Genomic DNA, 24,998 nt, shown 5'->3' with positions numbered 1-24,998 from the left:
GCCGCCTCCATCAACAGACCGTCATCCGCTGGTGGGTAAATCGGTGTATGCTACCGCTAACGTAAATATGAGGCAGGAACCTTCTGTTTCGGCAAAAATCATCACCTCAATCCAGCGAGGCAAAGTGGTGACAGCTCTGAACTATCGATCCGGCTGGTTCAGTGTGTCTTACGACAATCGTACTGGTTGGGTGTCTGAGCAGTATTTGGCAGAAAAGCCACCCATCGCACCGCCGAAGGCAGCTAACCCTTCTAGGTCGGTTGCACCGCCTGTTGCGGCTCGCGTTGCTCCAGCGCGTCGTTCGGGACAACCAGCGCGTTCTGCTTATGTAGGAACGTGCGATTGCCCATACGACAGAATGCGAAATGGACGTTTATGCGGACGTAATAGCGCATACAGCAAACCGGGCGGGCGCAATCCTGTTTGTTATCATTAGGGATTAATTTTCATTTGCCCAATCCGGAGTAATGCCATTTTTGCCCATGATGCCGTAAGTGCCACCCGTGTTGATGAACCAGACGGTGAGCAGCGCGCACAGCACTAAGAATACGCTGGTGGCGATTGTGAGCCGCGTCTTCGGTGGCTTGCTCCTCAGCATGAGATACACCCCAGCACTAAGCGCAGCAGAGCAGATATAGGCCGTAATCATTATGCGCAGGCTCCGTTTTATAACGGCGGATAACGGACAGACTGTAAGTTATAAGGCGTAGCTTCACAAATCGGGCTTTGTTGTTCGGGCTTTAAATTGTTTGAGCGCGTCTAAAAAAATCCGACTGAATGACACAAACGCTTCTAATTGATCTGTGTTCTCCATTTCGCGGTTAAGACATCGAAATAGGTAGAATGTTCCGGCGCCGAGATAACGAGCGATGTCAAAGCTCAGACCAAGTAACCGTTCAGCATCAGGAAATGGGCCCACAATCGTGTTCATGTTTGGGCTCATGAGAATAACGGCATTGGCCTTCATGTGTGTGCCATGTTCAGAATAAAGTTTGTATGCATCATTACGGAAAGAAAGCTCTCCGCCCTCCGGGTTATCAAATTTGTCGAGTTTTTGACGAATGCTGAGTGGGCGGAACTCGCTAAAAAGCGTTTTTTTATCAGCCGTTCGCCATTTTTCAATCTGTGATAAATCGCGCGAAAACAAATCGAGCAGAAAAGCAACTTCGATGATGTCGCGGATATTTGATGCGGCGGGTTGATAGTAGCCATTCATCGAAGAAATGCCCGCTGCTCCGGCAGAATTTATCAGCCGAATTGCTAACCGCAGCAGAGTGATGTCGTCGGCATCATCTAAAGGCAAATATGATGCGGAGCGAAGAACATCGATTGCTTTGTTTGCAAACTCGACGTTCTCCATTCCCCATTCGCTCGCCCTGAGAATTTTGTCGTTCTGGCTGAGAATTTCACTAGAATCTATAAACATCTTTGTCCCCGAAGTCACCCGCATGAAAGCATCAGCTACTAAAGCATAATATTGACGACTCACCCAGCCTTTGTCACAGATCAAGACGGGCAAAGGGGAACCTCATGAAAAAGCTTATTATTGCTGTGCTGACCGTCAGCGCGCTTTCCACTGCATGTGCAAAGCGTCCTGACGCGATTGTGCCGGTCGATATTCCAATGGCCGCTTATACCAATCTCAGCTGCCAAGGATTGGCAAGTGAACTCGTGAAAGAGCGAACGACCCTCGCAAGCTTGTCAAAGCAGCAGAATGAAGCCGCGACCGGTGACGCTGTTGGTGTATTTCTGATCGGCGTTCCAGCTTCGAGCACTTTTGGCGGCGATAAGGAAGGACAGGTTGCCGTGTCGAAAGGCAAGGTCAACGCGATTGAGAATGCCGCAAAAAGCAAGAGTTGTAAGTGAAGCTCGAGCTTGGTGTATCGACACATTTCATGACAGGCAGATAACCTGCCGCCTAATACCGGGACGGTGATATGGCTTACGAGAAGCCCAAAATGAGCATGAATCAATTAGATAAGTTCTGCAAATCAATGTTTGCGGAAGAATGCCATATTGATGACTTCCAACAAGCCATTAATCACCTTTTTAATTGGAGAAGCGCTCACGGTTATCCCTTGAACGCGCTTTCGATGACGTTAAAAAACCGTGTCCGGTCGATTGACAAGAACGCGATTGTTGCTCAACGCCTGAAACGGCTCGATTCAATCTTACGAAAACTTAGACGACGTTCGAGCATGCAGATGTCGCAGATGCAAGATGTTGGTGGGTGTCGAGCTATCCTGTCAGGTCCGCGACAACTGCGTCAATTGATGGCGCTGTATACGGAAAAGCCTCTCAATCATTCGCTAACAAAAATAGATAATTACATCTCCCACCCCAAAGAAGACGGTTATCGTAGTATCCACATGCGATATAGATTTAAAGGAAGAGCAAGCGCTTCTCCTTGGGACAGGCTACGTATTGAGATCCAAATTAGGACCAAACTGCAACACTCTTGGGCTACCGCCGTGGAGACGGTTGATGCTTTCACCGGGGAAAACTTAAAATTTGGTAACGGATCGGAAAACTGGAAACGATTCTTTTCATTAGTGAGCTCAGTACACGCAGTCTATGAAAACTGCCCAACAGTTCCTGGCACGCCGAATGATATTAAAGAACTTCACGCTGAGCTGCTGCATCTCACAAATGAGCTTAATGTTATCTACAAGTTGCGTTCATACGCACAAATTACGAAGCACATGCAGGGGTATAAAAAAGGTAAGGACTACTGGTATCTCCTAGAGTTGCGTCCGGATGAAAACAGAATTCTTTTTAAATCCTATCCGAGCCAACTATCGCGAGCTGCACGGATTGAATACGCTTCTATCGAAGAGAAGTTTTCTAAAACCACTAATCAAGCTGTTCTTGTTTCGGTGGACTCGCTTACAGACCTACAAAATGCCTATCCAAATTTTTTTGGTGACACTAGGTTATTTATTTCTTCGTTAGAACGGTTTCTTGAGCAGAATATGAATTAAATTGTACATTTTATTCAGCTACTTAAATCACAATTTAATTGTGGCAGCAAGTTGCCGGATGTATCGACTATGCCGGGAACTATCCTCAAATAGCGATCAAATCTCACCTAAAAGGTGCCACGCATTCAAATAGCCACCCCCATTCAGCTTACGTCTAAGAACGCGTCGCTTTCCGTTAAAATCCTTTTGAATGTGAATTAAATCAACGCTGGGGACGATGAACGTCTTAGGAAAGAAAGCGGTATCGTCTTTTCGATTGTCATACGGAACGAAGACTAAAAAATGCCCTGATTTTTGCAGGACATTATCGACTGGAAAAGATGAGTAACCTCTCACGGATTTCACATCTATAGATATCGCGGTCCCATCAGAAAGTATCACCGCTATATCGATGGATTTTCTTGAACCCAAAGTGATGTGAGCATCAAATCCTAAACGGTAAAGTTGTGATAAAACAAAATATTCTGCCTCAATGCCGCTGGTTAGTCGCTTGAGGGATGGTTCACTCATAGCCTCAATGTGCTCCTTCAGCACCTCGTGCAATACTCCTCAGCTTAGACACTGAGATTGGGCGCTGTCCATTTTTGCCCATTTTCCCTGCGTTCTCCCACGCAATCGACCCGCTCCCGTTATATACAATCTCTGCCTCATGAGGGGATACGACTTTCAATACGACCAGCCGCTCACAATCGGCATACATCGCTACACTTTTCCCTGCGGTCATCTTTATCTGGACGTTGCATCCATTCGCATCATACGCATCATGTGCAGGGTTTGAACTGGGGTAGAGCGTAAGTCCAAGCGCTTCAGCGGCGACTACCTCACCGATAGATCCGACAAGGTGTCCGTCAGGCGTGAACTTTCGGCCCGGATACATCCGCGATAATTCTTCTACAGCTAAATAGATAGCTGCGACTGGGGCGGGGAGTTTGACCCTCATTGTTTAACTTTCAACGCCACTCCCGGCCCGCCTGCAACCTGTCCATCTTCGAGAAATTGGACGCCTGCTGCTTCGAGTGCCAATTTCACATGCTGCACGGTAGAATCCTTTCCCGCGCCTTGATCAAGTTTGTTCAAGGTATTTCTATGCAATCCCGTCCTTTCAGCTAGCTCAGGATTGCTTAGTCCTAAGGCCGCTTTCGCCATTTTAAACTGTTCCGGCGTCATCTTGTCTCCATTATAGTGCTAATAGCACACAATATGTGTTGACAGCATATGCTGAAAGCATTACTTTTATGCTAACAGCACACACAAGAGAGAGCAAGAAAATGTTTAACCTGTCAGCCATCATGAATGAAGCATGGGCCAGCTATCGGCGCCAGTACAGCAAACGGGTTTTCAATCGCGGCACATTCAACTGGCTGTTGATACTTTCGTGGAAGCGCGCCAAGGATGCCGCTCTACGTGCCAGCAATCCGGTTCTGGCGAAAGTTGAAGCCCTCCGCGAACAAATTGAACTGCTTTCCTATAAGCCATGGCGGATCGACATAGTGGAATGCCGTCGCCAGATAGAAGCACAGATTGCACTGTTGACTACTATCTCTGCCACTCAGCAACAGTAACCCTTCCCCTTAAAATCTGGAGACGAACCAGTGACTGATTCCATTCAGGCTACCGCCGACGGTATGACCGTTTACAAGCTGGCACCGACCGGGCGTGGCGGATATGTCGTACCCGCTCTCGTATCGCTGGCAGAGGTTTTGCGCCGGTACGACATGTGCCCGGAGATCCAACACACCATGAGCCGTGAGGATGTTACGGCTTCGTACCAGCAAACCAAATAACTATGACCAAAGAAATGTGTTTGACGAGATTGTCGAAGGTCTGAAAGAAGCGGTTGCCGTTGCATGCGACGATGCCTATCCATGACAAATCTATTCACGAACAGAGGGAGACTATGACGTATACGCAATTCCTGAAAGATAGCTTCCAGCGCCAGGTCGATTATTGGCACGACCAGCGCGATAGTTCGGAAGATGAAACCTATGACGGCGCCATGCAGTCATTGGAAATGCTTCGTGACACCGTCGAAGCTTGCTCGGACGACACGATTGCAGCTTTTGAGGCGGCATATGTCAGCTTCAATGACAAGGAGGAAGCCGGCCAAGTTCTGACTGACCTGCTGATGCAGGTAGGCGACGACGACTACACCCCAGAAGATGCGGCGGAGTTCGTTAGGGATTTCGTCGAAGAAGTCAAAAGCCTCGCTCCAGCCTGAAATCTTTCAGCACCTGTTTTCCGCCCGTCGCATTGCCCGCTATACTCCTACCATGAACATACGCGAGGCAATTCGAGCGGAACTAGTAAATTACGAGCGGCGGATGGCCATACGCGTTGCGACAATGCTTGTGGCTACCGTTGCAATCATATTGAGCGTTCTTCCCGCAATATTGAATTGATCCGCGAGGAAGGTCGCACCTGACTGGAAAAGCTGCGATGCAATAGGGGTACCATTTAATTTTGTGGTAAATATTGTGGTAAAATAGAAATATGTTGATTAAATTGCCACTATAAATCAATTCATTATCATCTAAATACGAGTGCTCTTCTGGCACCATTTCCAAGTCTTCAGACCACTACCAAGGTCGAGAAGCACCCCAAAAAGCCCGCGAAAGCGGGCTTTTTTGTTGCCCAAATTTCCGCTGACAGTTTCCTTTCACCAAGAGCGTAGCAACTTTATCAACAGGCACAAAACGACCTGTGAGCACCGCTTCTTGAATATGAATGAACCCGAAAATCAACGGTTTCAAACTAGACCGGGCACGGGTGGATAGGCTTAAATCACTGCCATGTCGGGCTGATGGAAACGGGGGTGTCTTCGATCAAAAGACACGCGCCGTCTCTATCCTTTTCTCTCGCATTTCAAGCTTTCCGGCTTCCTGCTCAACGCGCAAGTTTCCCGAACGTTTGAGTTCGAAATCCAAAGAAAATGAATAACATGAAGAAGCAAGCACTCTCGCTCATCGCCGTGGTGGCAATTGCTCTGGCAGCATCGGGATGTCAGTCGACAGACCGTAAGGATCGTGATTGGGGCAATAACAAATCGGACGCCCCAAGCCGTTCCGCCCCTTCGCATTCTGCGTAACAGCTTGTCCTGCCGTACTATTGGGAAATTGAACCCTGAAAAAGAAAAAGGCCGGGCAATTAGCCGGCCTTTTTGCGCTATTGTCAGTGCTGGTACATCCGCAGTCACGACAACAGCTATGGCCCTATAGTGAGCAGGATTGGTTAATAAATAGTTAACCGACTATCGCTTCATTGCCCCACAATGCTTTGGGCCTTGCCACATGCGAGAACTCCGCGCATCCTTCGTCTGCGCAATGCGATTTGAAGGACAAATCAGATGGATCAACCTGCCTACGATCTTGAGTTTGGGGAGATAATCCGCTGGCTTAGGCAGCATGGTCTCATTCTGCAATCAGACCTCGAAGGGAATACTGAACTCTCAACGCGTGCGGAACGGATCGGTCGTAAACGTCGTCGTGAGGCTGAGCAGACAAACGAATGAAGCATTGAGCCAAAAGTGCGAAACAGCTTTGCGTGAGGCCAATGCATAAAAAATAAACAGTGAGACGCGGCCAACGATTCAATCTTAACTGGAGCCGCTCCAATTGGATCAAAAAGCTTAATAACCAGAACAATATCAGCCTGAGATAAAGCAAGAGGGGGAGAAAAATGCGTCGCAAAGGCTTGCTCGATTTCGGAAGAAATGGCCTGTTTTACCGGCTGTTTCTGGTAAGCGCGATTTGCGCCGTGTTAAGCAGCGTGCTGAGCCAGAATGGGGAAATACCCTTCTGGCGTTGGCTACATTATCTGACCAAGCCCACCGCAACATTACTGCTGCTTTGTGCGATCTGGTGCGCTCCGCGCCTCATCTCAAAAAGCTATGGATTTGCAATCGCGCTAGGGTTGGCCTTTGCCGCCACTGGTGATTTCTTTTTGATGCTGCCGGGCGATTATTTTTTGGTCGGGCTGATCTGTTTCCTCATCACCCACTGCATTTACATTTATGCATTGTGTCGCAAGACGCGCTTTGCTGAAAACAAACTCGTTTTCCTGATTTTCGCCGTCCTCGCAATTGCAATTATCGCAGGCCTGTGGACTTCTCTGCCGTCGGCAATGAAAGTTCCGGTTGTCATTTATGCAACCGCAATTGGCGTGATGGCCGCGCAGGCCGTTAGTCGTGCACTTTCAGACAAACTCTCACCCACCTTGCGCTATAGCGCGACACTCGCGGCTGCGGGTGGTCTGTTCTTCATGGTAAGCGACACGCTGCTCGCCTTTAACCGTTTCTATACATCAATCCCCCTCGCCGGGCTTTGGGTGCTCAGCACCTATTATGTGGCACAATTCCTTTTTGCACGCTCAACGGAGAACTTTGCCTATGAGCGCTGATCAAGCCGTTTCATCACAGCAAACATTGCAAACGACTTTCCAACACCTGCGGCAAAACTGGATCGATCATCGCCCACCTTTTGAACAGCGCATTGATGACCTGCGTCGCCTGCGTAAGCTGCTTCATGAACGTCTCGATGATATGGCAAAAGCCATCAATGCGGATTTCGGAAACCGTTCGATTCATGAAACGCTGTTGGGTGAAGCAAGCGTCGTGTTCGCCGAGATTGACCACACACTTCATCACCTCAAGCGATGGATGAAACCACAGCATCGCAAGGCTGGCTGGAAACTCTGGCCAGCAAAAGCAGAACTGCGCTTTGTGCCTCTTGGCGTGGTTGGTATCATTTCGCCGTGGAATTATCCGGTCAATCTTGCACTCGCGCCCCTTGTGGCGGCAATAGCTGCGGGAAACCACGTGTTCCTGAAACCCTCAGAGCACACGCCACATACGTCCGAATTCCTGCAAAAACTGATTGCCGACGCTTTTCCGGATGATCGGGCAACGGTCATTCTTGGTGACGCTGGTCTTTCAGCAGAGTTTTCCGCCCTGCCCTTCGATCACCTGTTCTTCACAGGATCGACGGCTGTCGGTCGCAAGATCATGAAAGCAGCTGCAGAAAACCTCACACCCGTAACGCTGGAGCTGGGTGGCAAATCGCCCGCAATCATCAGCGATCACAGCAACCTTAAACGTGCGGCCAGCTCTATCGCAACGGGCAAATACTTCAATGCAGGTCAAACCTGCATTGCTCCCGATTACGTACTGATCCATCAAAGCAAACGCGATGCATTCATTGCTTTGCTACGAGAAGAAACACAGAAGCGTTATAATGGCGCATCGGCTGAAAACGACCGCACGACTATCATCAATGATATGCAATATGCGCGTCTTTCCAATCTGTTGCATGATGCGGAAGATAAAAGCGAAGCCATCATCCCGCTTCTGAATGCCTCTGCCGCTGCAAGCCATCCACGCCTGATGACACCAGCCGCAATCCTTGAGCCAGCGCCGACCAGCGCAATCATGAGCGAAGAGATTTTTGGCCCCTTATTGCCGATCATCAGCTATCGATCAATTGATGAGGCAATCGCTTATGTTTTGGGGCAGGAGCGACCACTGGCGCTTTATTGCTTCAGCGACAATACCGCTGAAATCGACACTGTACTTTCTCATGTCGTTGCAGGCGGCGTCTGTATCAATGACACCCTCTACCATTTCGCCTGTGGGGATTTACCTTTTGGTGGCGTGGGCCATAGCGGCATAGGACACTATCACGGCAAAGACGGCTTCCTCACCTTTTCCAAGGCTATGCCGGTTCTGACGAAATATAAGCCTGCATCAACGGACATGATCAAGCCGCCTTATACCGGGCTTGTCGACCGGATTGTCCGCTTCATCACACGATAGACCAAGTGGAAAAACAAACTTCTCAGCAATCTGTGATCCGCAAATACTGTTCAAACTGCAAAATGCCCTATTTATATGGGTATCCAGACAGTTCTAGAGCATGCCTCCCAAAGCGGGAACCGATTTTGGGATAAAGACATGCGTAAAAACAAATAGATAGAGCATTTCTAACGATTCATCTTAGATAGGAAATGCTCTAGCTAACCACATGGGGCAGCAAGCGGGTGCAGAAGAAAAAAGACCCAGGTCGAATTTCCAAAAAGATACTGACGGCCATCCGGAATCGACCGGGTTTCAGGCCGCTTCACACCAACGTCACTGAAGGCGATATCGTTATTGCGTCCTATAACGTGCACAAGTGCATTGGTGTCGACAAGATCTTCGACCCTCAGCGCACTGCCGATGTCATCAGTGAAATCGACGCAGACGTGATTGCCTTGCAAGAGGCAGACAAGCGCTTTGGCGAGCGTTCCGGTCTGCTTGATCTTGGCCTGCTCGAAAAACGCCACGGCCTCGTCCCAGTACCAATTACCTCAACCATGCCGAAAGGCCATGGCTGGCATGGCAACGTGCTGCTGTTTCGCGAAGGCGTGGTCCGCAATGTCCGTCAACTGTCGCTTCCAGGTGTAGAACCGCGTGGAGCGCTCGTCGCGGACCTGCAATTTGCATCAGGCCCCTTGCGAGTCATTGCCGCCCATCTCGGGCTTTTGAAACGCTCACGCGAACAGCAGGCAGAAAGCATTCTTTCAGCCCTGCAGGAAGCCGATACATTACCGACACTATTGATCGGTGATCTCAATGAATGGCGCGTTGGCAAGCGTTCGTCGCTGGCCTCGCTCATGCCAATGTTCAACCATGTGGCGACGGCAGTACCAAGCTTTCCCTCGCGCTTTCCGGTGTTTGCGCTCGATCGGGTTCTCGGTACGCCACATAATCTGGTAACAGCTGTTGAAGTCCATAATACGCCACTGGCGCGCACGGCCTCTGACCATCTGCCAATCAAGGCGCATCTTGATCTCAAGACAGCCGCGCAGCTTCTGGAAGAGTTCAACCCTTCTCTATTGACGAGTAACTCGAGTTCGGACAGCTAGTGGTCTGATTCCGACATTTGCATACCTCGGATACAGGCATCGGACAAATGTCGGAATCAAGCAGACCACTAGCAAATTTATGAACCTAGTGGATTTTTCAAATTTGACGTTTGAAACAGCGTGTGTGTCAATTGGGATTCAAACGTCAAATTCAATCCACTAGAGCAGTCCGGTTGGGATTGAACTTTGGAACGGCTCCAGAGCACATCGCCCAAAAGTGGGAGCCGGTTATTGGATAAAAACATGCGTAAAACAAATAGTGAGACGCATGTCTAACGATTCATCTTAAACAGGAAATACTCTAGAGATAAGGCGAGCCGAGCCAGATAATCCGGTCAATGAGGCGCTCATAGAAGGGGCGGTTTTTGAGCCGTGTCAGGTTCACTTCACGGCTCACATCAATCACCTTGCCGATACGTTCTTCCACCTGCAGCGCGATATCGCGATCAAGGATTTCCATGTCGACCTCGAAGTTCAGTCGCAAGGAACGCGCGTCGAGATTGGACGAGCCGACATAGGACCATGCGCCGTCAATCGTCATCAGCTTGGAATGATTGAAGGCGCCGCCCGCCCGCCATATACGGCAACCACCTTTAAGCAGCTGATCGAACTGCGCTCGCATGGCGCGATCCACGAGTTTCAGGTTATTAACGCCAGGAACAACGACATCCACCGACACACCGCGCCGCGCCGCAGTGACCAGCGCACTGATGAGTTCACGATCTGGCAGAAGATAGGGCGACATAATCAGGATATGCTCCTGAGCAATCGAAAATGCGCCCATCATCATGCGGTGATTGGTTTCAATGTTCTTGTCCGGCCCTGAACCAACCACACGGATCAGCTTACCTGTGCCAGGTGGATCCTTTGGTGCAGCAATGCTCCAGGCGTCGCCCGTCAGCAATTCACCAGTCGCAAAGCGCCAGTCCTCGGATGCAACATGGAAAAGATCGGCGATTGCCGGGCCTTCAACGCGAAAATGCGTGTCAAACGCAACCGCATCACCCGCAATGGCTTTCACAAAGCCAGCACGGATATTCATGCCGCCCGTGAATGCCAGCTTGCCATCGACAATCAGAATTTTACGGTGCGTGCGCAAATTGGCATAAGGCAAACGTAGTCCCATGATGATGTTGCCATTGAACACATCAACAGAAATGTCTTTTTCTTTCAGCAAGTTGACAATGCTTGGAATGGAATAACGCGCGCCGACCGCATCCACTAGAACCCGCACTTCCACACCGCGTTTGACCGCCTCACCCAAGGCATCGGCAAACTGCTCGCCAATGGCGTCACGGTCAAAAATATAAGTCTCCAGCATGATGCTGCGCTCGGCCTTACGGATGGCTTCGAGCATTTCGGCATAGGCTTCGTCGCCGGTCTCCAGCATCCTGATGTTGTTGCCGCTCGTGAAATCATAAAGGCTGACAGTGTCGCCAAGGATTTTCATTGCTCCGAACTGCCGACCAAAAGCAGCGCGCACAAGATCATTCGTCGTGTCAAAATGCGAGAGATGGTAAAGCGCAATATTCCCCATATTGTCGCGCTGATGGCCGAGCGTGCTGCGTCGGATGCGATTTACACCCGCCAGCGCATAGACCACCGCTCCAACGATTGGGGAAAGTACGATGACGCCGACCCAGCCAAGTGCCGTTCGCACCTCATCTTTAGTCATCGTCGCGTGAATAGCTGCTATCGCTCCGAGAACGATCGACAGGACCGCCAGAATATGTGGCCAATAGTGTGAAACCAGATCAAACATCGGACCGACTTTAGAGCATTTCCGGCAAAACTGCGAAGCGGTTTTGCGTGGGATAATGCATAAAAACAAACAATTAGAGCGGTTCGAAAGATTCACTCTTAACGGAATCCGCTCGAGCCAAACAAGTTATTACAGCAAAGACATATCGTGTTCCTGACTTTACTCCAACAGGAGATTTGTCACCCTTTTAGGGAGCGATTCACATCTCTGGCTAAATCTGCTGATTGCCTTATATTGTTGATCGGGAATGCAAATTGAGGGACATCTTATGGCAACTGCACAGAATGACTTTAATCGCTCTACCCTTCCAGCCGAAGTTTCAGCCAAGTGGGGCTGGTTCATCGCACTCGGCGTCGCACTTCTGATCCTTGGCGGCATCGCTCTCGGCAATCTCGTGCTGGCGACAGTCGTTTCCGTCTACTATGTGGGCATCATGATGCTGGTTGCAGGCGTCATCGAAATCATCCACGCCTTTGGTGTGAAAACATGGGGCGGCTTCTTCTTCTGGCTCCTCAGTGGTCTGCTTTATGCGGCCGCAGGCATCGTGGCTTTCGTCAATCCGATTCTGGCTGCTGGCGTTCTGACCTTCCTACTGGCGGCAGCACTTCTGGGCGCGGGCGCATTCCGCATCTGGTTAGGCTTTAAGTCTAAACCCGCAGCCGGTTGGGGCTGGATTGTAGCAGCGGGCATTATCACGGTTTTGGCGGGTCTCGTCATTGCACTGCAATGGCCCGTCAATAGCCTGTTTATCCTTGGCCTGTTTCTGGCTATCGATCTTATTTTCCAGGGTTGGTCGTTCATCGCTTTCGGCCTTGGTATCAAGAGCCGATAAAGGACCTTAAAAGCGGCGTGCTACACGCCGCTTTTTCATTTCAACTCGACCTTTTGACTAATGACTGCTAGATGCTGCGCAACATCTTCGCGGCGCGTGTTTTTGCGCAGCCCATCACTTCGCAATTACGAGTTTCTTTATATGCCCGCTCAAGACCATCCAGTTTCCAAGCGCCGCACATTCGCGATCATCGCGCACCCGGACGCCGGTAAGACCACGCTCACCGAAAAATTGCTGCTGTTTGGCGGCGCTATTCAGCTTGCCGGTGAAGTGAAGGCCAAGAAAGACCGCATCCAGACCCGTTCGGACTGGATGAACATCGAACGCGATCGCGGTATCTCCGTCGTCACCTCCGTGATGACGTTTGAGTACAAGGATTGCATCTTCAACCTGCTCGATACGCCAGGCCACGAAGACTTTGCCGACGACACCTATCGCACGCTGACCGCAGTCGATAGCGCGGTCATGGTGATTGATGCCGCCAAGGGTATCGAACCACGTACGTTGAAGCTCTTCGAAGTGTGTCGTATGCGCGATATTCCTATCGTCACCTTCATCAACAAGATGGACCGTGAAGCACGCGACCCGCTCGAAATTCTTGATGAGATCGAAGAGAAGCTGGCGCTCGATACCGCCCCAATCACCTGGCCAATCGGTTCGGGTAAAAGCTTTGCTGGCACCTACGATCTGCACAACAACACTGTGCGTCAAAAAGATGCCGAAGAGCAGCCAACCAAGGTTAGTGGACCAGAGGAAGCAGCCAAGCTTCTGCCGGAAAATGAACGTCAGGCGTGGATCGACAGCCTCGAACTGGCGCAGGGTGTTTGTCGCCCGTTCGATCTCGAATCCTTCCGCGAAGGTCATATGACGCCGGTTTATTTCGGCTCGGCACTAAAAAATTATGGCGTGCGCGATCTAATCGAAGCCTTCTGCGATTTCGGCCCTTCCCCGCGTGACCAGCAGGCCGATAGCCGCATGGTGGGTGCGACCGAAGCAAAAATGACGGGCTTCGTGTTCAAGATTCAGGCCAATATGGACCCGAACCATCGCGATCGTATCGCATTCCTGCGCGTTTGCTCCGGCACGCTTTCACGCGGGATGAAGGCCAAGCTGGTACGCACCGGCAAGCCGATGAGCCTTTCGGCACCGCAATTCTTCTTTGCCCGTTCGCGCCAGATTGCGGACGAAGCTTTTGCAGGCGATGTGGTCGGCATTCCCAACCACGGCACCTTACGCATTGGCGATACGCTGACCGAGGGCGAGGACATTCTGTTCCGCGGCGTACCGAACTTTGCGCCAGAAATCTTGCGTCGTGTGCGTCTTGATGATGCCATGAAGGCCAAGAAGCTGCGTGAAGCACTTCAGCAGATGGCGGAAGAAGGCGTCGTCCAGCTTTTCGTACCAGACGATGGTTCTCCAGCAATCGTCGGCGTTGTCGGTGCGCTTCAGATCGACGTTCTGACCGAACGCCTCAAGATCGAATATTCGCTGCCGGTCGGATTTGAAATGTCGCGCTTCTCGATTTGTCGATGGATCACGGCAGACGATCCGGCGGAACTGGATCGCTTCATTGCATCCCATCGCGCAGATATCGCACACGATCTTGACAATGATCCGGTATTCCTCGCGCAGAATGGTTTCTCGCTGAATTATGAAGCTGAGCGCTGGAAGGCGATCCGCTTTGCCACAATCAAAGATTATCAGGTGCGCGATAACGCCTGACGTCATGGTGAGTTATGACCGATCCTGTTTTGGCTGCCCTAAGCCTGCCTAATGTACTCACGCAGTATCTGGTAGATTATCGCAGCCAACAGGACGAACTGGGGCGTTCAACGGCCACAGTTCTGTTCCTCAACCACCCTGAAAAAGAACCGCTGGTTCTGAAGACCGAGCCGACAAGCCCCGTTGGTGAACTGGCTGATGAAGCAGCCCGACTTGAGTGGCTTGCCAGTCAGCAAATCATTTGTCCAAGCATCGTTTGCTTTGAGCAGGAGCAAGATCGTAGTTTTCTCCTGATGACGCGGCTTCCCGGCGCGGACCTTGCGTCTTGCGTTGGAAACCTCCCACCCGAGCGCATCGTCGAAATTCTCGCCAAAGCACTAAAGCGGATGCACGCGAGTGATCCGGCGTCATGTCCATTTGATCATCGGCTCGACATCCGTATCGAAGATGCCCACAAGCGGGTGATTGTGGGCGCTGTCGATGAAGACGACTTTGATGATGACCGTGCAGGGCAATCTGCCAAGGACTTGTTTGTAGAACTTTGCAGCCTCAAACCCGCAAGTGAGGATATTGTCGTTACCCATGGCGACGCTTGTCTGCCCAATTTCATGGCAGACGGTGATGTTTTCGCCGGCTACATCGACTGTGGCCGACTAGGCCTTGCCGATCGCCATCAGGATCTGGCACTTGCCTGCTGGAGCATACATTATAATCTTGGCGAGCAATGGATTAAGCCATTCCTCGACATCTATGATGGTCCGGCAATAGACGAAACAAAGATCACCTTTTATCGTCTGTTGGATGAGTTCTTTTAGACGGCCAGCCTCACGTTCCCGACGAGACGTTTGGGATGGGCTCTAATGCCCAGTCTCGGCCCGTTCACCAATTTTCAGATGGTGCAACTTCTGCGGATTGCGGATCAAATAAATCCCCCGGATCAGTCCATCCTCAATTTCCAAAGCTGCCACTTGCGGCAAGCCATCCGCTTCCAGACTCATATGACCCGGCAGTCCGTCAAACAGTGCAAAATGACGAATGGCTGGCACAAGACCGTCGGCCTTGCGAGCGATGCCGTCATAGAAACGCATGATCTTCTCGCGACCGAAAATCGGGTTGAGCGCTGCATTACGAATACCGCCACCATCCGAATACATCACGACATCTTCCGCTAACAGGCTCTGCAGCGTTGTCATGTCGCCGCTGCGGGAAGCCTGAAAGAAAGCCTCTGCAATCGTTCGGCCACGATCTTCCGCCACAGCATAACGTGGGCGACCGCTGCGTACATGGTCGCGCGCACGGCTCGCAAGCTGCCGACATGCCGCCGCATCGCGATCAAGCACCCGCCCCACTTCATCAAAGCCGACATCGAAAACATCATGCAGAAGGAACGCCGCACGCTCCAGTGGCGACAGCCGGTCGAGAGCCAGCATCAGCGTCAATGTAATATCGTCGCTGCGATCTTCTTCTTCCTCGACAAGCGGCTCTGGCAGCCAGGTGCCCGGATAGGTTTCGCGACGCACGCGAGCCGATTTGAGATGATCCAGTGCAAGACGGCTCGTCACCTGTACCAACCAACCTTCGGGCTCGCGGATTGCTTTCCGATCGGCAGCGCTCCAGCGTAACCATGCATCCTGCACAATATCTTCGGCTTCGGCATGCGTGCCGACCATGCGATAGGCGATGCGGGTGAGACGAGGCCGTAAGGCCTCGAACACATCCGCATCTTTCATTTGTGGCTCAAGCGGCTGCTGCATCAGACTTGACCGGGTGCACAAGACGCAAACCAACCGCGATGCGGTTCCACGCATTGATGGTGGTGATCAGCATGGTAAGATTCACAATCTCCTCGTCAGTGAAATGCGCTTTCAATGCATCGAAATCCTTGTCTGGCGCACCCGTCTGGGCGAGCAGCGTGAGTGCATCTGTCCAGGCAAGCGCTGCCCGTTCACGTGCATTATAAAGCGGCGACTCCCGCCATGCAGCAACCAGATAAAGACGTTCTTCAGTTTCACCAGCCTTACGGGCATCGCTCGTATGCATATATATGCAATAAGCACAGCCATTGATCTGAGAAGCGCGGATTTTCACCAGTTCATAGAGGCTATATTCAAGCCCGCTGGCCGCAACGCGCTTTTCCAGTTCCACCATTGCCTGCATGATTTGCGGGGCGAATGTATAAGGGGCAAGTCTCTGTTCCATGATGTCTTCTCCTTGAAGTTGACGACCGCTTTTGTCGTTCATCATCAAGACGAGATAGCCCTATGCAATTGTGACATGCTGCGTAAAAAAAATCAGCGCTTTGTTTCAAGAAGTGCGCCCGCAATCTTTTCTGCAAGCTTTTCAGCGACTTGTTCTTTGCTCATTTCCGGCCATTCTTCGATACCGGTGCGGCTCAGAATGCGTACGCGATTGCGATCCCCACCCATCACATCGCCAGAAACGTCATTGGCAACGATCCAGTCCGCACCTTTCTTTTCCAGCTTGCGTCCGGCATTGGCGAGCACATCCTGTGTTTCCGCCGCAAAGCCAACCACAAGACCGGGACGTTTGGCACTATGACCAACACCTGCCAGAATATCCGGGTTCTCGACCATGCTAAGCGTCGGCGCACTTTCACCGGGCTGCTTCTTAATCTTCTGATCTGCCGCATTGGCCGTCCGCCAATCAGCAACCGCTGCCACCATCACGGCAGCATCAGCAGGAAAATGGCTTTCCACTGCTGCCTGCATTTCACGCGCTGTTTCAACATGGATGACTTTGACGCCTTGCGGATCAGGGATCGTAACGGGACCCGAAACCAGATGCACCGTGGCACCCAATTTCGCGAGCGCGGCGGCAATGGCATGCCCTTGCTTGCCGGACGAACGATTGGCGATATAGCGCACCGGATCAATCGGCTCATGGGTCGGTCCAGACGTCATGACAATTGTCTTGCCCGAAAGCGGTTTTGCCCGTGGCGCAAGCAGAGTTTCAACAGCTGCAACAATAGCCAGTGGCTCGCTCATGCGGCCAGTGCCAGCCTCACCACTTTCCGCCATCTCACCTTTTTCAGGACCAATGAACCGCACGCCATCATTTACCAGGGTTAGGCGATTGCGCTTTGTTGCCGGATTTTCCCACATGGCCGGGTTCATCGCTGGCGCAACCAGCACCGGAATTTTTCGCGCAAGCAGCACGGCACTTGCCAGGTCATCCGCCAAACCATGTGCCATCTTGGCCATAAGATCAGCAGTCACAGGCGCGACAACGATCAGATCGGCATCCCGTGCGAGCCGAATATGCCCGACGTCCTGCTCGTCCTCACGTGAAAACAGATCAGTGAACACATGATCGGCGGACACCGCACCAATGGTTAACGGCGTTACAAATTGCTGTGCAGCTGATGTCATCAAAGGGCGCACATGCGCGCCGCGTTCACGTAGGCGGCGAATGAGATCAGGCGCCTTATAAGCGGCAATCCCGCCGCCAATAATGAGAAGAATACGTTTGCCCTGCAATGTGCCCGCGGCCGGAACAGAAGCTGGCGTGACAGCGCTCACTCCGTCAACCCCGCCAAGCAGCAACCGAGCTTCCTCTTCCATCGACCGCCCGTTTTGCGCTGCGCGAACGCGCAGCCTTTCTTTAGCGGCATCGTCAAGATTGCGGATTGTAATACTGGCCATTTGATTGCACCGGTCTAATGCTGATGCAATCAATGAAATCACTGTTTTGCTGATTAATCAACAATGCGTTGAATTAAAGCTCGATATAGAGCTTAATCGCTATCGCTGCGAGCGAAATTGCAATCACAATCTGTGCGATCCGACCCCAGCGCGAATGCCGTGCTTCGGCGCGTCCGATGGCTTCAGCTGTAGCCTCATCAAAGCGCAGACCGTTGAGCGCCATCTCATCAAGTGCCACCGATGCACGCTCGACACGCGCCACCAGTTCAGGTGTTTTGCGTGTGAAATGCAGCAGTGCATAAGCGCTGTCTTTTGCATCAAGCAACATGCCCTGCGGCCCGAGATTCTTACGAATCCAATCCCCAACCACCGGTTCGGCTGCCTTCCACATATTGAAATGCGGATCGAGCGTACGCGAAACACCTTCCACCACAACCATTGTCTTCTGAAGCATCAGAAGTTCTGGCCGCGTTTCCATGTCGAAAAGCTCGGTCACTTCAAATAGCAGCGTCAGCAGCTTGGCCATGGAAATGGTTTCAGCTGGCTGACCGTGGATCGGCTCGCCAATGGCCCTGATTGCCTGCGCAAAGCTCGCCACATCATGTGTGTGCGGCACGTAACCAGCTTCAAAATGCACTTCCGCCACACGCATATAGTCTCGCGTGATGAAGCCATAGAGAATTTCAGCGAGGAACCGCCGCTGCTGCTTGTTGAGCCGCCCGGTAATGCCAAAATCGACCGCAACAATCATGCCTTGCGGATCAACGAACAGATTACCCGGATGCATGTCGGCATGGAAAAAACCGTCGCGCAACGTATGACGCAGGAAGGACTGGATCAGCGTTTCGGCGATCTTTTTGAGGTCGAACCCTGAAGCACTTAGTGCTTCCACGTCCGACATTTTGATGCCGTCGATCCATTCAAGCGTCAGGACATCACGCCCGGTACGTTCCCAATCGACATTGGGAACACGGAAGCCTGTATCATCTTTAATATTCTCGGCGATTTCGGAAAGTGCTGCCGCCTCAAGCCGCAGATCCATCTCGATACGCGTGGTCTGATGCAGCGTTTTCACCATCTCGACGGGACGCAAACGCCGCGTAAAAGGAACATGGCGCTCCTGCATACGGGCGACCATGAAGAAGCTCTCCAGATCGCGTGCAAAGCGTTGGCGCACGCCGGGGCGGATGACCTTGACCGCAACCTTGTGTGGCGCGCCATCCTTCATCACATAAGCCGGATGCACCTGAGCCATCGATGCTGCCGCAATCGGCGCGTCAAAGCTCACAAATAGATCATCGATCTTGCGGCCAAGAGAATTCTCGACTGCCGCAACTGCTTCAACCTGCGGGAAGAAATCGAGCCGGTCCTGCAGCAGTTCAAGATCAGCCGCCACATCCTTCCCGACAATATCGGGACGCGTTGCCAGAAACTGGCCAAGCTTCACATAAGACGGGCCAAGCTTGTTCATCGCACGCGAAATACGCTCGGAACGAGCGGTATTTTTCGCACGTTTGCGCGCAAGCAGCTTGGCAACCTTATGCCCCAGAGCAGGCAATCCAGCCGCATCATCGACAGGCAGTGAACTCAACACGCCTTCGCGCGCCATAATCCAGCCAGCACGCATCAACCGTAGGGCCGCAGAAATATTGCTCATATCGGACTCAGAGCTTCCAGCCGGAATGAAGTGCTGCGATACCGCCCGTGAAATTGCGATAGCTTACCCGCTCGAAACCCGCATCGCGGATCATGCGTGCAAAGTCTTCCTGCTTTGGGAACTTGCGGATAGATTCCACCAGATAGCTGTAGGAATCGGCATCACCCGTGATCATCTTGCCAATCTGCGGGATAGCCTTAAACGACCACTGATCGTAAACCTTGTCGAGAAGCGGGAGTTCGACCTCGGAGAATTCGAGACACATGAAACGGCCACCCGGTTTCAACACCCGATAGGCTTCAGACAACGCCTTATCGATATGTGGGACGTTACGGATGCCGAATGAAATCGTGTAGGCATCGAAACTTGCATCTTCAAACGGCAGCTCTTCTGCACTGGCTTCAACAAATTCGAGGTTTTCAGCAAGCCCCTTCTTGATCGCGCGCTCACGACCCACACCAAGCATGGAGCCATTGATATCGAGGATGGTGACATGCGCCTGACGACCAGAAGCTTCAACAATACGGAATGCGATATCACCCGTACCACCTGCAACATCAAGCGAAGTCCAACCCGGGCGCTTGGACGGTGCCAGCCAGCCGATCATCGCATCTTTCCAGACGCGATGCAGCCCACCGGACATAAGATCGTTCATCACATCGTAACGCTTGGCAACCTTATGGAAAACGTCGTTGACCAGCCCTTGCTTGGCATCTTCATCGACCGCTTTGAAGCCGAATGAATGCTCCATGCCACCCTGCGCGCCCACGCGGTCCGCATTGCCGTTCTGCTGGCTCATAACTCATCCTGCCGGTTCATGTGCGAAACGAAGACGATCTCCGTTTTCCGTTTGCTTGATGCATATAAAGCTTGTACCGGACGATACAAGCACAGACCGCCAGCCGATACCCCTTTTGTGATCTACTGGTCAGATTCAATCAGATAGAGACGCGCTCCAGACTTGCGGAACTGTGTAAAATGGTCGAAGACAGAGAAAACTGTGCGTGTGCGCTTGCCACGCGTTTTCTCCGGCATCATTCGCCGCTAAAGCATTTCCAATAAAAGTGCGAAGCGGTTTTTCGTTGGATAATGCGTAAAAATAAATAGAGCGGTTCCAACGATTCAGTCCTAACTGGAACCGCTCTAAGGTCAAAAAAGATAACAAGAAAAGTGGAAAGAACATGGGCGTTATTGTCGTCAGCCACCCGCTTGTCCAGCACAAGCTCACCATTATGCGCAAGCGCGAAACCTCAACAGCAAGCTTCCGGCGTTTGCTGAAAGAAATATCGCTGCTGCTTTGCTATGAAGTGACGCGCGATCTCGAACTGACCACCATGCACATCGATACACCGATGATGCCAATGGAAGCACCTATCCTTGAAGGCAAAAAGCTGGTCTTCGCTTCCATCCTGCGCGCAGGCAATGGCCTGCTTGAAGGCATGCTGGATCTGGTGCCTGCTGCCCGCGTGGCACATATCGGCCTCTATCGTGACCACGACACGTTGCAGCCGATTGAATATTACTTCAAGGCGCCGGAAGATATTGTCAATCGCCTCATCATCGTGGTCGATCCAATGCTCGCCACCGGTCATTCTGCGATAGCAGCTATCGACAAGCTGAAAGAGCGCGGCGCAACCAACATCCGCTTCCTCTGCCTGTTGGCAGCCCCGGAAGGCATCGAACGCTTCACCGCAGCCCATCCGGATGTCGAAGTGTTCACGGCTTCGATCGATGAACGCCTTGATGAAAAAGGCTATATCGTGCCGGGCTTGGGTGACGCTGGCGACCGTATGTACGGCACGAAGTAAGTTTCAAATCGTACAATAGAAAACAAGTTAATCCGCGCTGGCTGCTCGATAATTGGTATTGAGCAGCCAGCGCGGATTTTTTATCTTCTCAACATCAAAAGAGACGGAAGATTGATCATGTCCACGGAAACGCGCCTGATGGAACTTGAGATAAGGGTTGCTGAACAGGAAAAGACCATTGAAGAGCTTTCATCTGTCCTCGCCGAGCAGTGGAAGACGATTGATCAATTAAACAAAAAGCTGTCCGCGTTAACCGATCGTTTTCTGACACTAGAGGGACAAACAGCTCCTGAAATCCCTGTCACCAAGCCCCCACACTGGTAAAATCATGATTGAGATTATAACGCTTGCTGATCGTGCCGACCTTGCAGCAACCTGCGCTAAATGGAACCACACACAGTGGGGATATTTGTCGGGCGCAACCGAAGAAGACATCGTTTCCGGGTTGCAGGAGATCATCCACTCCACTGACGGGCAGGCTGTCCGTGCGGCACTCTGGAATGGCGAACTCGCAGGATTCGTCCTTTTGATCCACAATGATCTGGACAGCCACCCTCATCTCAAGCCGTGGGTTGCGAGCCTGCTCGTTGCACCGGAATACCGTGGGAGAGGAGTTGCGAAAGCTCTTATGGCCGCAATTGAAGGCGCTGCCCACCAGCTCGGCTATAGCGAAGCCTATCTTTACACGGACAAGCCCGACCTTTACCGCAAAATTGCCTGGGATGACTTCGATGAGCTCAAGGGCGACGATGAAGGCATGCTGATCATGAATAAGAAAATCGCGCGGTCATAGCCGCGCGATCTTTCCACTTTTATGACGCCGCCGGTATCGGGCAGCTCACGCCAGTTCCACGCAGGCCGCAATAGCCGTTCGGATTCTTGGCCAGATATTGCTGATGATAATCTTCCGCGTAATAGAACGTCGGAGCATCTGCAATCTCCGTCGTGACGGGTCCGAGACCGCGAGCAGCAAGTGCATCCTGATATGCGCCCCTGCTCTTTTCCACAATTTCACGATCGGCCTGATCGAAGGTATAAATCACAGACCGATAGGTTGTGCCGATATCGTTGCCCTGTCGCATTCCCTGTGTCGGATCATGCTCTTCCCAGAACAGTGACAACAGCTCTCCGAGGCTCACAACATTCGGATCGTAAACCACCAAAACCACTTCAGCATGCCCGGTCAGACCAGTGCAGGTTTCCTCATAGGTCGGGTTCGGCGTAATTCCGCCTGCATATCCAACGGCGGTAACGTAAACACCACGAACCTGCCAGAAAAGCCGCTCTGCCCCCCAGAAACAGCCCATACCAAACATGGCCTGCTTCATGCCCTCAGGCCATGGACCTTTAAGCGGCTGACCCGACACAAAATGCTTCAAAGCCGTAGGAATAGCATCCCTACGACCCGGCAAGGCGTCGTTCTGCGAAGGCATTTCAATCTTCTTGCGATAGCTGTCTAGGAAACCCATTCAACACCTCCTGAGACGCACGGGATATGTGCGCACAATCCTCTTGGATAAAGCCGCCTCCAGTCATCATTCTCTTCCGAACGGCTTTAGGCTCAAGCACTGAAAATGCCTAATGGCTTCTTACGTCGATGACCGGCTATGTAAAACAGAAGCGCAAGAACACCGAAAACGAGCCAGCCGGGCTGTTCAAGCACGGGAAGCAACAGCCTGTCCCACACTGCAGACCCTATATAGTGCGTCACGAGCGCTTCTACATCCCCCAGCGTCTCGGGCGCACCACGTGCCCAAATATCAAGAAGCGATTTGGTCACCAATTCCGAGGCACCCACAGAACGCGCACCATCAAGAATGGCGAAAATGACACCTATCGCCAGAAACAAAACCGCGAAACTACGCAAAACAAAACGAAACACGATTCTCTGCCTTTGAATTTATCCATAAGCATCATGCAAAAATGTGCGCTATTTGCCATTCAATCTATGCGTTACCAGCCGCTAAATTATACCACAAACCGACTAATGCACTCAAATCGAAGAAATTTCCGAAACAAACTCAGAATAATATTCTGTAAAAACAATATCTTATGCTTATATTCATGGACATTGCATAGGCCACAATAAATTAAAGCGAAAACTGGCAAATAGCAGTTGAACATATGTGTATTCTGGCTATATTGCGCGCCGCAGCACCTGTTTTGGCAACTAACCAATGCCTGATGTGAAAAGTGGTGGTGCGTTTGCAAGAGTTCTTACCGCACTGCGGATTTCAAGACAGCAAATCAGACGGAGAGGTGGCCGAGTGGTTGAAGGCGCACGCCTGGAAAGTGTGTATACGGGGAACCGTATCGCGGGTTCGAATCCCGCTCTCTCCGCCAGTTTAGCTTAATCATCTCTTTATATATATAATTCAACCGCTTAGTATCTAAGCACCCTTCCATTTAGACTAATTGTTTAGACTCCTACCCACAACAAAAAGTGCCCGTGAGCTTGAACCCACGGGGAACCTTCTACCTACCCTATCGTGCGTCTTTCGGCCCGTACTTCGGCAAATCGCCAATCATCACATTCGCGAAGACAACGGCAGGGAGCGCATTCCCGAATGGAAGGACACGCAAGATTGCCCTCGCCTCTTGCTGGAACCATTCCCCTTCTGGAAGCAAGCGAGACAATGAAATGCCAGCTTTGTAGACATCATCAATGCCACCCGTTGTTGGGTTTCCTAATGCCGTGTCTGTGACCTGTCCTGAAGTTTGGTTACAAGTGAACTGCTGGGGAATTCCGGCGACAGGCAAAACCGTGTCGATTAGCATAGGCAGTACAGAAGCCCACCCGGCACGGGAGAAACTAGCGGCGACTGTTTCCTCCCACGACAGACGCTTATCAAGCCATGCATCCCGGTCGCTTCTACCAATAGCCTGCACCGGCTCAGCCGGAGGTCATGATGATGGATGTCAATGCCGCTCCATCGCGCATGTTAAGGTTCCTGAGCGTCTGCGTTGTGTACGCCCCGGAAACAAACGTTCTGAATTGCATAAGCATCTATGCAGTAGGGAAGAGACACACGGGGTCTTTCATGGTCACGACATCATTTATGCGCAAAGAGACAATTGAGGCCTCGGCCGTTGTTTCGCGTTTGCTGACTGAAGAAGCCGCAACGATCGCGGCAATCAAACGTCTCTATGAAGAGCGTAAGCCACGTGTGATTACGACGGCTGCCCGCGGCTCATCGGATCACGCTGCATCCTTCTTCAAATATCTGTTCGAGATCAGCGTTGGCTTGCCGGTGGCTTCAATAGGTCCTTCGGTGACATCGGTTTATAACAGCCGCTTGCAGCTGCAGGATGGGTTGCACTTTACGGTTTCGCAGTCCGGCACCAGCCCCGGCCAACAATTGTTGCCGGGGCTTTTCTTTATGGTGGCGGGGGCCTGTTTCCTCAGACTGCCATCATTGTCGGCGTTGATATTTTGGCATCTGGCGCTCTAGAGACAGTAACCTTTGTTACATGGGGGCTTGGAGTTGACCCTTTTCCCTCCCACATGATTTTCAGTATTCGGTTTAAGATCCGTTGCGTGCTAGCGTTTTTTTATTGATTAGCGGGCTTTAGATTTGGTTTGCTTTAAACGCAAAAAGCCCCGTCGGAGACGGGGCTATTTCTGATTTGGTTGCGGGGGCAGGATTTGAACCTGCGGCCTTCAGGTTATGAGCCTG

29 protein-coding genes, 1 tRNA gene and 2 pseudogenes are annotated in these 24,998 nt (G+C 51.6%); 19 read left to right on the top strand and 13 right to left on the bottom strand.

The window, feature by feature from the left end:
- The first annotated feature begins 67 nt into the window (after nt 1-67).
- On the top strand, nt 68-436 hold the full coding sequence (locus tag QBD00_RS00155) for an SH3 domain-containing protein (RefSeq protein ID WP_318578649.1): 369 nt from the start codon (nt 68-70) through the stop codon (nt 434-436).
- Nucleotides 437-439: 3 nt separating this feature from the next.
- Here QBD00_RS00155 and QBD00_RS00150 read toward each other — a convergent pair whose 3' ends face one another.
- A complete protein-coding gene (locus QBD00_RS00150; protein WP_318578384.1) occupies nt 440-598 on the bottom strand; it encodes a hypothetical protein in 159 nt (52 codons plus the stop codon).
- 114 nt (nt 599-712) lie between these two features.
- On the bottom strand, nt 713-1,519 hold the full coding sequence (locus QBD00_RS00145; RefSeq protein WP_318578383.1) for a hypothetical protein: 807 nt from the start codon (nt 1,517-1,519) through the stop codon (nt 713-715).
- An 11-nt stretch (nt 1,520-1,530) separates the two neighbouring features.
- On the opposite strand from QBD00_RS00145, the gene QBD00_RS00140 reads away from it, so the two are divergent.
- Complete coding sequence (locus tag QBD00_RS00140) at nt 1,531-1,866, top strand: hypothetical protein (protein WP_318578382.1); 336 nt, start codon at nt 1,531-1,533, stop codon at nt 1,864-1,866.
- A gap of 71 nt (nt 1,867-1,937) precedes the next feature.
- The gene (locus QBD00_RS00135) at nt 1,938-2,981 is read left to right on the top strand and encodes a RelA/SpoT domain-containing protein (RefSeq protein WP_318578381.1); all 1,044 of its coding nucleotides are present in this window, start codon (nt 1,938-1,940) and stop codon (nt 2,979-2,981) included.
- Between the two features lie 96 nt (nt 2,982-3,077).
- Here QBD00_RS00135 and QBD00_RS00130 read toward each other — a convergent pair whose 3' ends face one another.
- From QBD00_RS00130 to QBD00_RS00125, 3 genes are read right to left on the bottom strand one after another with little or no spacing between them, the layout of a single operon-like run.
- Nucleotides 3,078-3,491 carry a hypothetical protein gene (locus tag QBD00_RS00130; protein WP_318578380.1) on the bottom strand — a complete coding sequence of 138 codons (414 nt, stop codon included), beginning with the start codon at nt 3,489-3,491 and terminating at the stop codon, nt 3,078-3,080.
- Between the two features lie 4 nt (nt 3,492-3,495).
- Complete coding sequence (locus QBD00_RS23595) at nt 3,496-3,921, bottom strand: DUF6998 domain-containing protein (RefSeq protein WP_412534973.1); 426 nt, start codon at nt 3,919-3,921, stop codon at nt 3,496-3,498.
- Nucleotides 3,918-4,148 carry a helix-turn-helix domain-containing protein gene (locus QBD00_RS00125; protein ID WP_318578379.1) on the bottom strand — a complete coding sequence of 77 codons (231 nt, stop codon included), beginning with the start codon at nt 4,146-4,148 and terminating at the stop codon, nt 3,918-3,920. The genes QBD00_RS23595 and QBD00_RS00125 overlap by 4 nt, the downstream gene beginning before the upstream one ends.
- A gap of 101 nt (nt 4,149-4,249) precedes the next feature.
- Here QBD00_RS00125 and QBD00_RS00120 point away from each other — a divergent pair.
- The 8 genes and pseudogenes from QBD00_RS00120 to QBD00_RS00085 form a co-directional block, all read left to right on the top strand.
- Nucleotides 4,250-4,441: pseudogene (locus tag QBD00_RS00120) on the top strand (hypothetical protein); the annotation flags it as partial.
- 132 nt (nt 4,442-4,573) lie between these two features.
- Nucleotides 4,574-4,765, top strand: a complete 192-nt coding sequence (locus QBD00_RS00115; RefSeq protein ID WP_318578378.1) for a hypothetical protein — start codon at nt 4,574-4,576, stop codon at nt 4,763-4,765.
- Nucleotides 4,766-4,878: 113 nt separating this feature from the next.
- Nucleotides 4,879-5,199, top strand: coding sequence for a hypothetical protein (locus QBD00_RS00110; RefSeq protein WP_134157835.1), 321 nt, complete (start codon nt 4,879-4,881; stop codon nt 5,197-5,199).
- Between the two features lie 720 nt (nt 5,200-5,919).
- The gene (locus tag QBD00_RS00105) at nt 5,920-6,066 is read left to right on the top strand and encodes a hypothetical protein (RefSeq protein ID WP_191793549.1); all 147 of its coding nucleotides are present in this window, start codon (nt 5,920-5,922) and stop codon (nt 6,064-6,066) included.
- A 258-nt stretch (nt 6,067-6,324) separates the two neighbouring features.
- Entirely contained in the window at nt 6,325-6,489 is a 165-nt protein-coding gene (locus QBD00_RS00100; RefSeq protein WP_157743471.1) for a hypothetical protein, read from the top strand.
- Nucleotides 6,490-6,656: 167 nt separating this feature from the next.
- Nucleotides 6,657-7,376: a lysoplasmalogenase gene (locus tag QBD00_RS00095; protein ID WP_318578377.1), complete on the top strand. Its 720-nt coding sequence runs from the start codon at nt 6,657-6,659 to the stop codon at nt 7,374-7,376.
- A complete protein-coding gene (locus tag QBD00_RS00090) occupies nt 7,366-8,787 on the top strand; it encodes a coniferyl aldehyde dehydrogenase (protein ID WP_318578376.1) in 1,422 nt (473 codons plus the stop codon). The genes QBD00_RS00095 and QBD00_RS00090 overlap by 11 nt, the downstream gene beginning before the upstream one ends.
- A gap of 224 nt (nt 8,788-9,011) precedes the next feature.
- The gene (locus QBD00_RS00085; RefSeq protein WP_095447267.1) at nt 9,012-9,878 is read left to right on the top strand and encodes an endonuclease/exonuclease/phosphatase family protein; all 867 of its coding nucleotides are present in this window, start codon (nt 9,012-9,014) and stop codon (nt 9,876-9,878) included.
- A gap of 301 nt (nt 9,879-10,179) precedes the next feature.
- On the opposite strand, the gene cls is transcribed toward QBD00_RS00085, so the two are convergent.
- On the bottom strand, nt 10,180-11,640 hold the full coding sequence (gene cls / locus QBD00_RS00080) for a cardiolipin synthase (protein ID WP_095447268.1): 1,461 nt from the start codon (nt 11,638-11,640) through the stop codon (nt 10,180-10,182).
- Between the two features lie 268 nt (nt 11,641-11,908).
- On the opposite strand from cls, the gene QBD00_RS00075 reads away from it, so the two are divergent.
- From QBD00_RS00075 to QBD00_RS00065, 3 genes are all read left to right on the top strand, one after another.
- Nucleotides 11,909-12,472 (top strand): HdeD family acid-resistance protein, encoded by a 564-nt coding sequence (locus QBD00_RS00075; protein ID WP_095447269.1) that lies wholly within the window; start codon nt 11,909-11,911, stop codon nt 12,470-12,472.
- Nucleotides 12,473-12,613: 141 nt separating this feature from the next.
- Nucleotides 12,614-14,194 (top strand): peptide chain release factor 3, encoded by a 1,581-nt coding sequence (locus QBD00_RS00070; protein ID WP_095447967.1) that lies wholly within the window; start codon nt 12,614-12,616, stop codon nt 14,192-14,194.
- 14 nt (nt 14,195-14,208) lie between these two features.
- Nucleotides 14,209-15,009, top strand: a complete 801-nt coding sequence (locus QBD00_RS00065; RefSeq protein ID WP_318578375.1) for an APH(3')-II family aminoglycoside O-phosphotransferase — start codon at nt 14,209-14,211, stop codon at nt 15,007-15,009.
- Between the two features lie 42 nt (nt 15,010-15,051).
- Here the strand turns inward: QBD00_RS00065 and QBD00_RS00060 are convergent, their stop codons facing one another.
- From QBD00_RS00060 to ubiE, 5 genes are all read right to left on the bottom strand, one after another.
- Nucleotides 15,052-15,948, bottom strand: a complete 897-nt coding sequence (locus QBD00_RS00060; protein ID WP_318578374.1) for a sigma-70 family RNA polymerase sigma factor — start codon at nt 15,946-15,948, stop codon at nt 15,052-15,054.
- Nucleotides 15,932-16,393: a carboxymuconolactone decarboxylase family protein gene (locus QBD00_RS00055; protein ID WP_264231655.1), complete on the bottom strand. Its 462-nt coding sequence runs from the start codon at nt 16,391-16,393 to the stop codon at nt 15,932-15,934. Before QBD00_RS00055 ends, QBD00_RS00060 begins: the two co-directional genes overlap by 17 nt.
- A 92-nt stretch (nt 16,394-16,485) precedes the next feature.
- Complete coding sequence (gene coaBC, locus QBD00_RS00050) at nt 16,486-17,856, bottom strand: bifunctional phosphopantothenoylcysteine decarboxylase/phosphopantothenate--cysteine ligase CoaBC (RefSeq protein ID WP_318578373.1); 1,371 nt, start codon at nt 17,854-17,856, stop codon at nt 16,486-16,488.
- Nucleotides 17,857-17,929: 73 nt separating this feature from the next.
- Nucleotides 17,930-19,513: a 2-polyprenylphenol 6-hydroxylase gene (ubiB, locus tag QBD00_RS00045; protein WP_095447274.1), complete on the bottom strand. Its 1,584-nt coding sequence runs from the start codon at nt 19,511-19,513 to the stop codon at nt 17,930-17,932.
- Nucleotides 19,514-19,520: 7 nt separating this feature from the next.
- Entirely contained in the window at nt 19,521-20,312 is a 792-nt protein-coding gene (gene ubiE / locus QBD00_RS00040) for a bifunctional demethylmenaquinone methyltransferase/2-methoxy-6-polyprenyl-1,4-benzoquinol methylase UbiE (RefSeq protein WP_095447275.1), read from the bottom strand.
- Between the two features lie 382 nt (nt 20,313-20,694).
- On the opposite strand from ubiE, the gene upp reads away from it, so the two are divergent.
- The 3 genes from upp (at nt 20,695) to QBD00_RS00025 (ending at nt 22,114) form a co-directional block, all read left to right on the top strand.
- Nucleotides 20,695-21,321 carry a uracil phosphoribosyltransferase gene (upp, locus tag QBD00_RS00035; RefSeq protein ID WP_095447276.1) on the top strand — a complete coding sequence of 209 codons (627 nt, stop codon included), beginning with the start codon at nt 20,695-20,697 and terminating at the stop codon, nt 21,319-21,321.
- Between the two features lie 117 nt (nt 21,322-21,438).
- Nucleotides 21,439-21,645 (top strand): SlyX family protein, encoded by a 207-nt coding sequence (locus QBD00_RS00030; protein WP_095447277.1) that lies wholly within the window; start codon nt 21,439-21,441, stop codon nt 21,643-21,645.
- A 4-nt stretch (nt 21,646-21,649) separates the two neighbouring features.
- Nucleotides 21,650-22,114, top strand: coding sequence for a GNAT family N-acetyltransferase (locus QBD00_RS00025; protein ID WP_318578372.1), 465 nt, complete (start codon nt 21,650-21,652; stop codon nt 22,112-22,114).
- Between the two features lie 19 nt (nt 22,115-22,133).
- On the opposite strand, the gene msrA is transcribed toward QBD00_RS00025, so the two are convergent.
- Complete coding sequence (msrA, locus tag QBD00_RS00020; protein ID WP_318578371.1) at nt 22,134-22,790, bottom strand: peptide-methionine (S)-S-oxide reductase MsrA; 657 nt, start codon at nt 22,788-22,790, stop codon at nt 22,134-22,136.
- Between the two features lie 92 nt (nt 22,791-22,882).
- Complete coding sequence (locus QBD00_RS00015) at nt 22,883-23,203, bottom strand: hypothetical protein (protein WP_191793544.1); 321 nt, start codon at nt 23,201-23,203, stop codon at nt 22,883-22,885.
- 371 nt (nt 23,204-23,574) lie between these two features.
- On the opposite strand from QBD00_RS00015, the gene QBD00_RS00010 reads away from it, so the two are divergent.
- Together QBD00_RS00010 and QBD00_RS00005 are read left to right on the top strand one after the other, a co-directional pair.
- Nucleotides 23,575-23,664: transfer RNA gene (locus QBD00_RS00010), tRNA-Ser, on the top strand.
- A 698-nt stretch (nt 23,665-24,362) separates the two neighbouring features.
- Nucleotides 24,363-24,671: pseudogene (locus QBD00_RS00005) on the top strand (SIS domain-containing protein); the annotation flags it as partial.
- Nucleotides 24,672-24,998: the final 327 nt, after the last annotated feature.

It is taken from the genome of Ochrobactrum sp. AN78 (assembly GCF_029909885.1).
Lineage (GTDB): Bacteria > Pseudomonadota > Alphaproteobacteria > Rhizobiales > Rhizobiaceae > Brucella > Brucella quorumnocens.
Note: the sequence above shows the minus strand (reverse complement) of the source record. Positions and strands in the feature narration are given on the sequence as shown.

Bases quoted from the DNA above. Each gene is read 5' to 3' on its own strand.
- QBD00_RS00065 (WP_318578375.1), top strand. From the start codon at position 14,209: ATGACCGATCCTGTTTTGGCTGCCCTAAGCCTGCCTAATGTACTCACG.
- QBD00_RS00125 (WP_318578379.1), bottom strand. From the start codon at position 4,148: ATGACGCCGGAACAGTTTAAAATGGCGAAAGCGGCCTTAGGACTAAGC.
- ubiE (WP_095447275.1), bottom strand. From the start codon at position 20,312: ATGAGCCAGCAGAACGGCAATGCGGACCGCGTGGGCGCGCAGGGTGGC.
- QBD00_RS00060 (WP_318578374.1), bottom strand. From the start codon at position 15,948: ATGCAGCAGCCGCTTGAGCCACAAATGAAAGATGCGGATGTGTTCGAG.
- QBD00_RS23595 (WP_412534973.1), bottom strand. From the start codon at position 3,921: ATGAGGGTCAAACTCCCCGCCCCAGTCGCAGCTATCTATTTAGCTGTA.
- coaBC (WP_318578373.1), bottom strand. From the start codon at position 17,856: ATGGCCAGTATTACAATCCGCAATCTTGACGATGCCGCTAAAGAAAGG.
- QBD00_RS00130 (WP_318578380.1), bottom strand. From the start codon at position 3,491: ATGAGTGAACCATCCCTCAAGCGACTAACCAGCGGCATTGAGGCAGAA.
- upp (WP_095447276.1), top strand. From the start codon at position 20,695: ATGGGCGTTATTGTCGTCAGCCACCCGCTTGTCCAGCACAAGCTCACC.
- QBD00_RS00110 (WP_134157835.1), top strand. From the start codon at position 4,879: ATGACGTATACGCAATTCCTGAAAGATAGCTTCCAGCGCCAGGTCGAT.
- QBD00_RS00150 (WP_318578384.1), bottom strand. From the start codon at position 598: ATGCTGAGGAGCAAGCCACCGAAGACGCGGCTCACAATCGCCACCAGC.
- QBD00_RS00155 (WP_318578649.1), top strand. From the start codon at position 68: ATGAGGCAGGAACCTTCTGTTTCGGCAAAAATCATCACCTCAATCCAG.
- QBD00_RS00030 (WP_095447277.1), top strand. From the start codon at position 21,439: ATGTCCACGGAAACGCGCCTGATGGAACTTGAGATAAGGGTTGCTGAA.
- QBD00_RS00090 (WP_318578376.1), top strand. From the start codon at position 7,366: ATGAGCGCTGATCAAGCCGTTTCATCACAGCAAACATTGCAAACGACT.
- msrA (WP_318578371.1), bottom strand. From the start codon at position 22,790: ATGGGTTTCCTAGACAGCTATCGCAAGAAGATTGAAATGCCTTCGCAG.
- ubiB (WP_095447274.1), bottom strand. From the start codon at position 19,513: ATGAGCAATATTTCTGCGGCCCTACGGTTGATGCGTGCTGGCTGGATT.
- QBD00_RS00105 (WP_191793549.1), top strand. From the start codon at position 5,920: ATGAAGAAGCAAGCACTCTCGCTCATCGCCGTGGTGGCAATTGCTCTG.
- QBD00_RS00055 (WP_264231655.1), bottom strand. From the start codon at position 16,393: ATGGAACAGAGACTTGCCCCTTATACATTCGCCCCGCAAATCATGCAG.
- QBD00_RS00100 (WP_157743471.1), top strand. From the start codon at position 6,325: ATGGATCAACCTGCCTACGATCTTGAGTTTGGGGAGATAATCCGCTGG.
- QBD00_RS00095 (WP_318578377.1), top strand. From the start codon at position 6,657: ATGCGTCGCAAAGGCTTGCTCGATTTCGGAAGAAATGGCCTGTTTTAC.
- QBD00_RS00140 (WP_318578382.1), top strand. From the start codon at position 1,531: ATGAAAAAGCTTATTATTGCTGTGCTGACCGTCAGCGCGCTTTCCACT.
- QBD00_RS00070 (WP_095447967.1), top strand. From the start codon at position 12,614: ATGCCCGCTCAAGACCATCCAGTTTCCAAGCGCCGCACATTCGCGATC.
- QBD00_RS00025 (WP_318578372.1), top strand. From the start codon at position 21,650: ATGATTGAGATTATAACGCTTGCTGATCGTGCCGACCTTGCAGCAACC.
- QBD00_RS00075 (WP_095447269.1), top strand. From the start codon at position 11,909: ATGGCAACTGCACAGAATGACTTTAATCGCTCTACCCTTCCAGCCGAA.
- QBD00_RS00135 (WP_318578381.1), top strand. From the start codon at position 1,938: ATGGCTTACGAGAAGCCCAAAATGAGCATGAATCAATTAGATAAGTTC.
- cls (WP_095447268.1), bottom strand. From the start codon at position 11,640: ATGTTTGATCTGGTTTCACACTATTGGCCACATATTCTGGCGGTCCTG.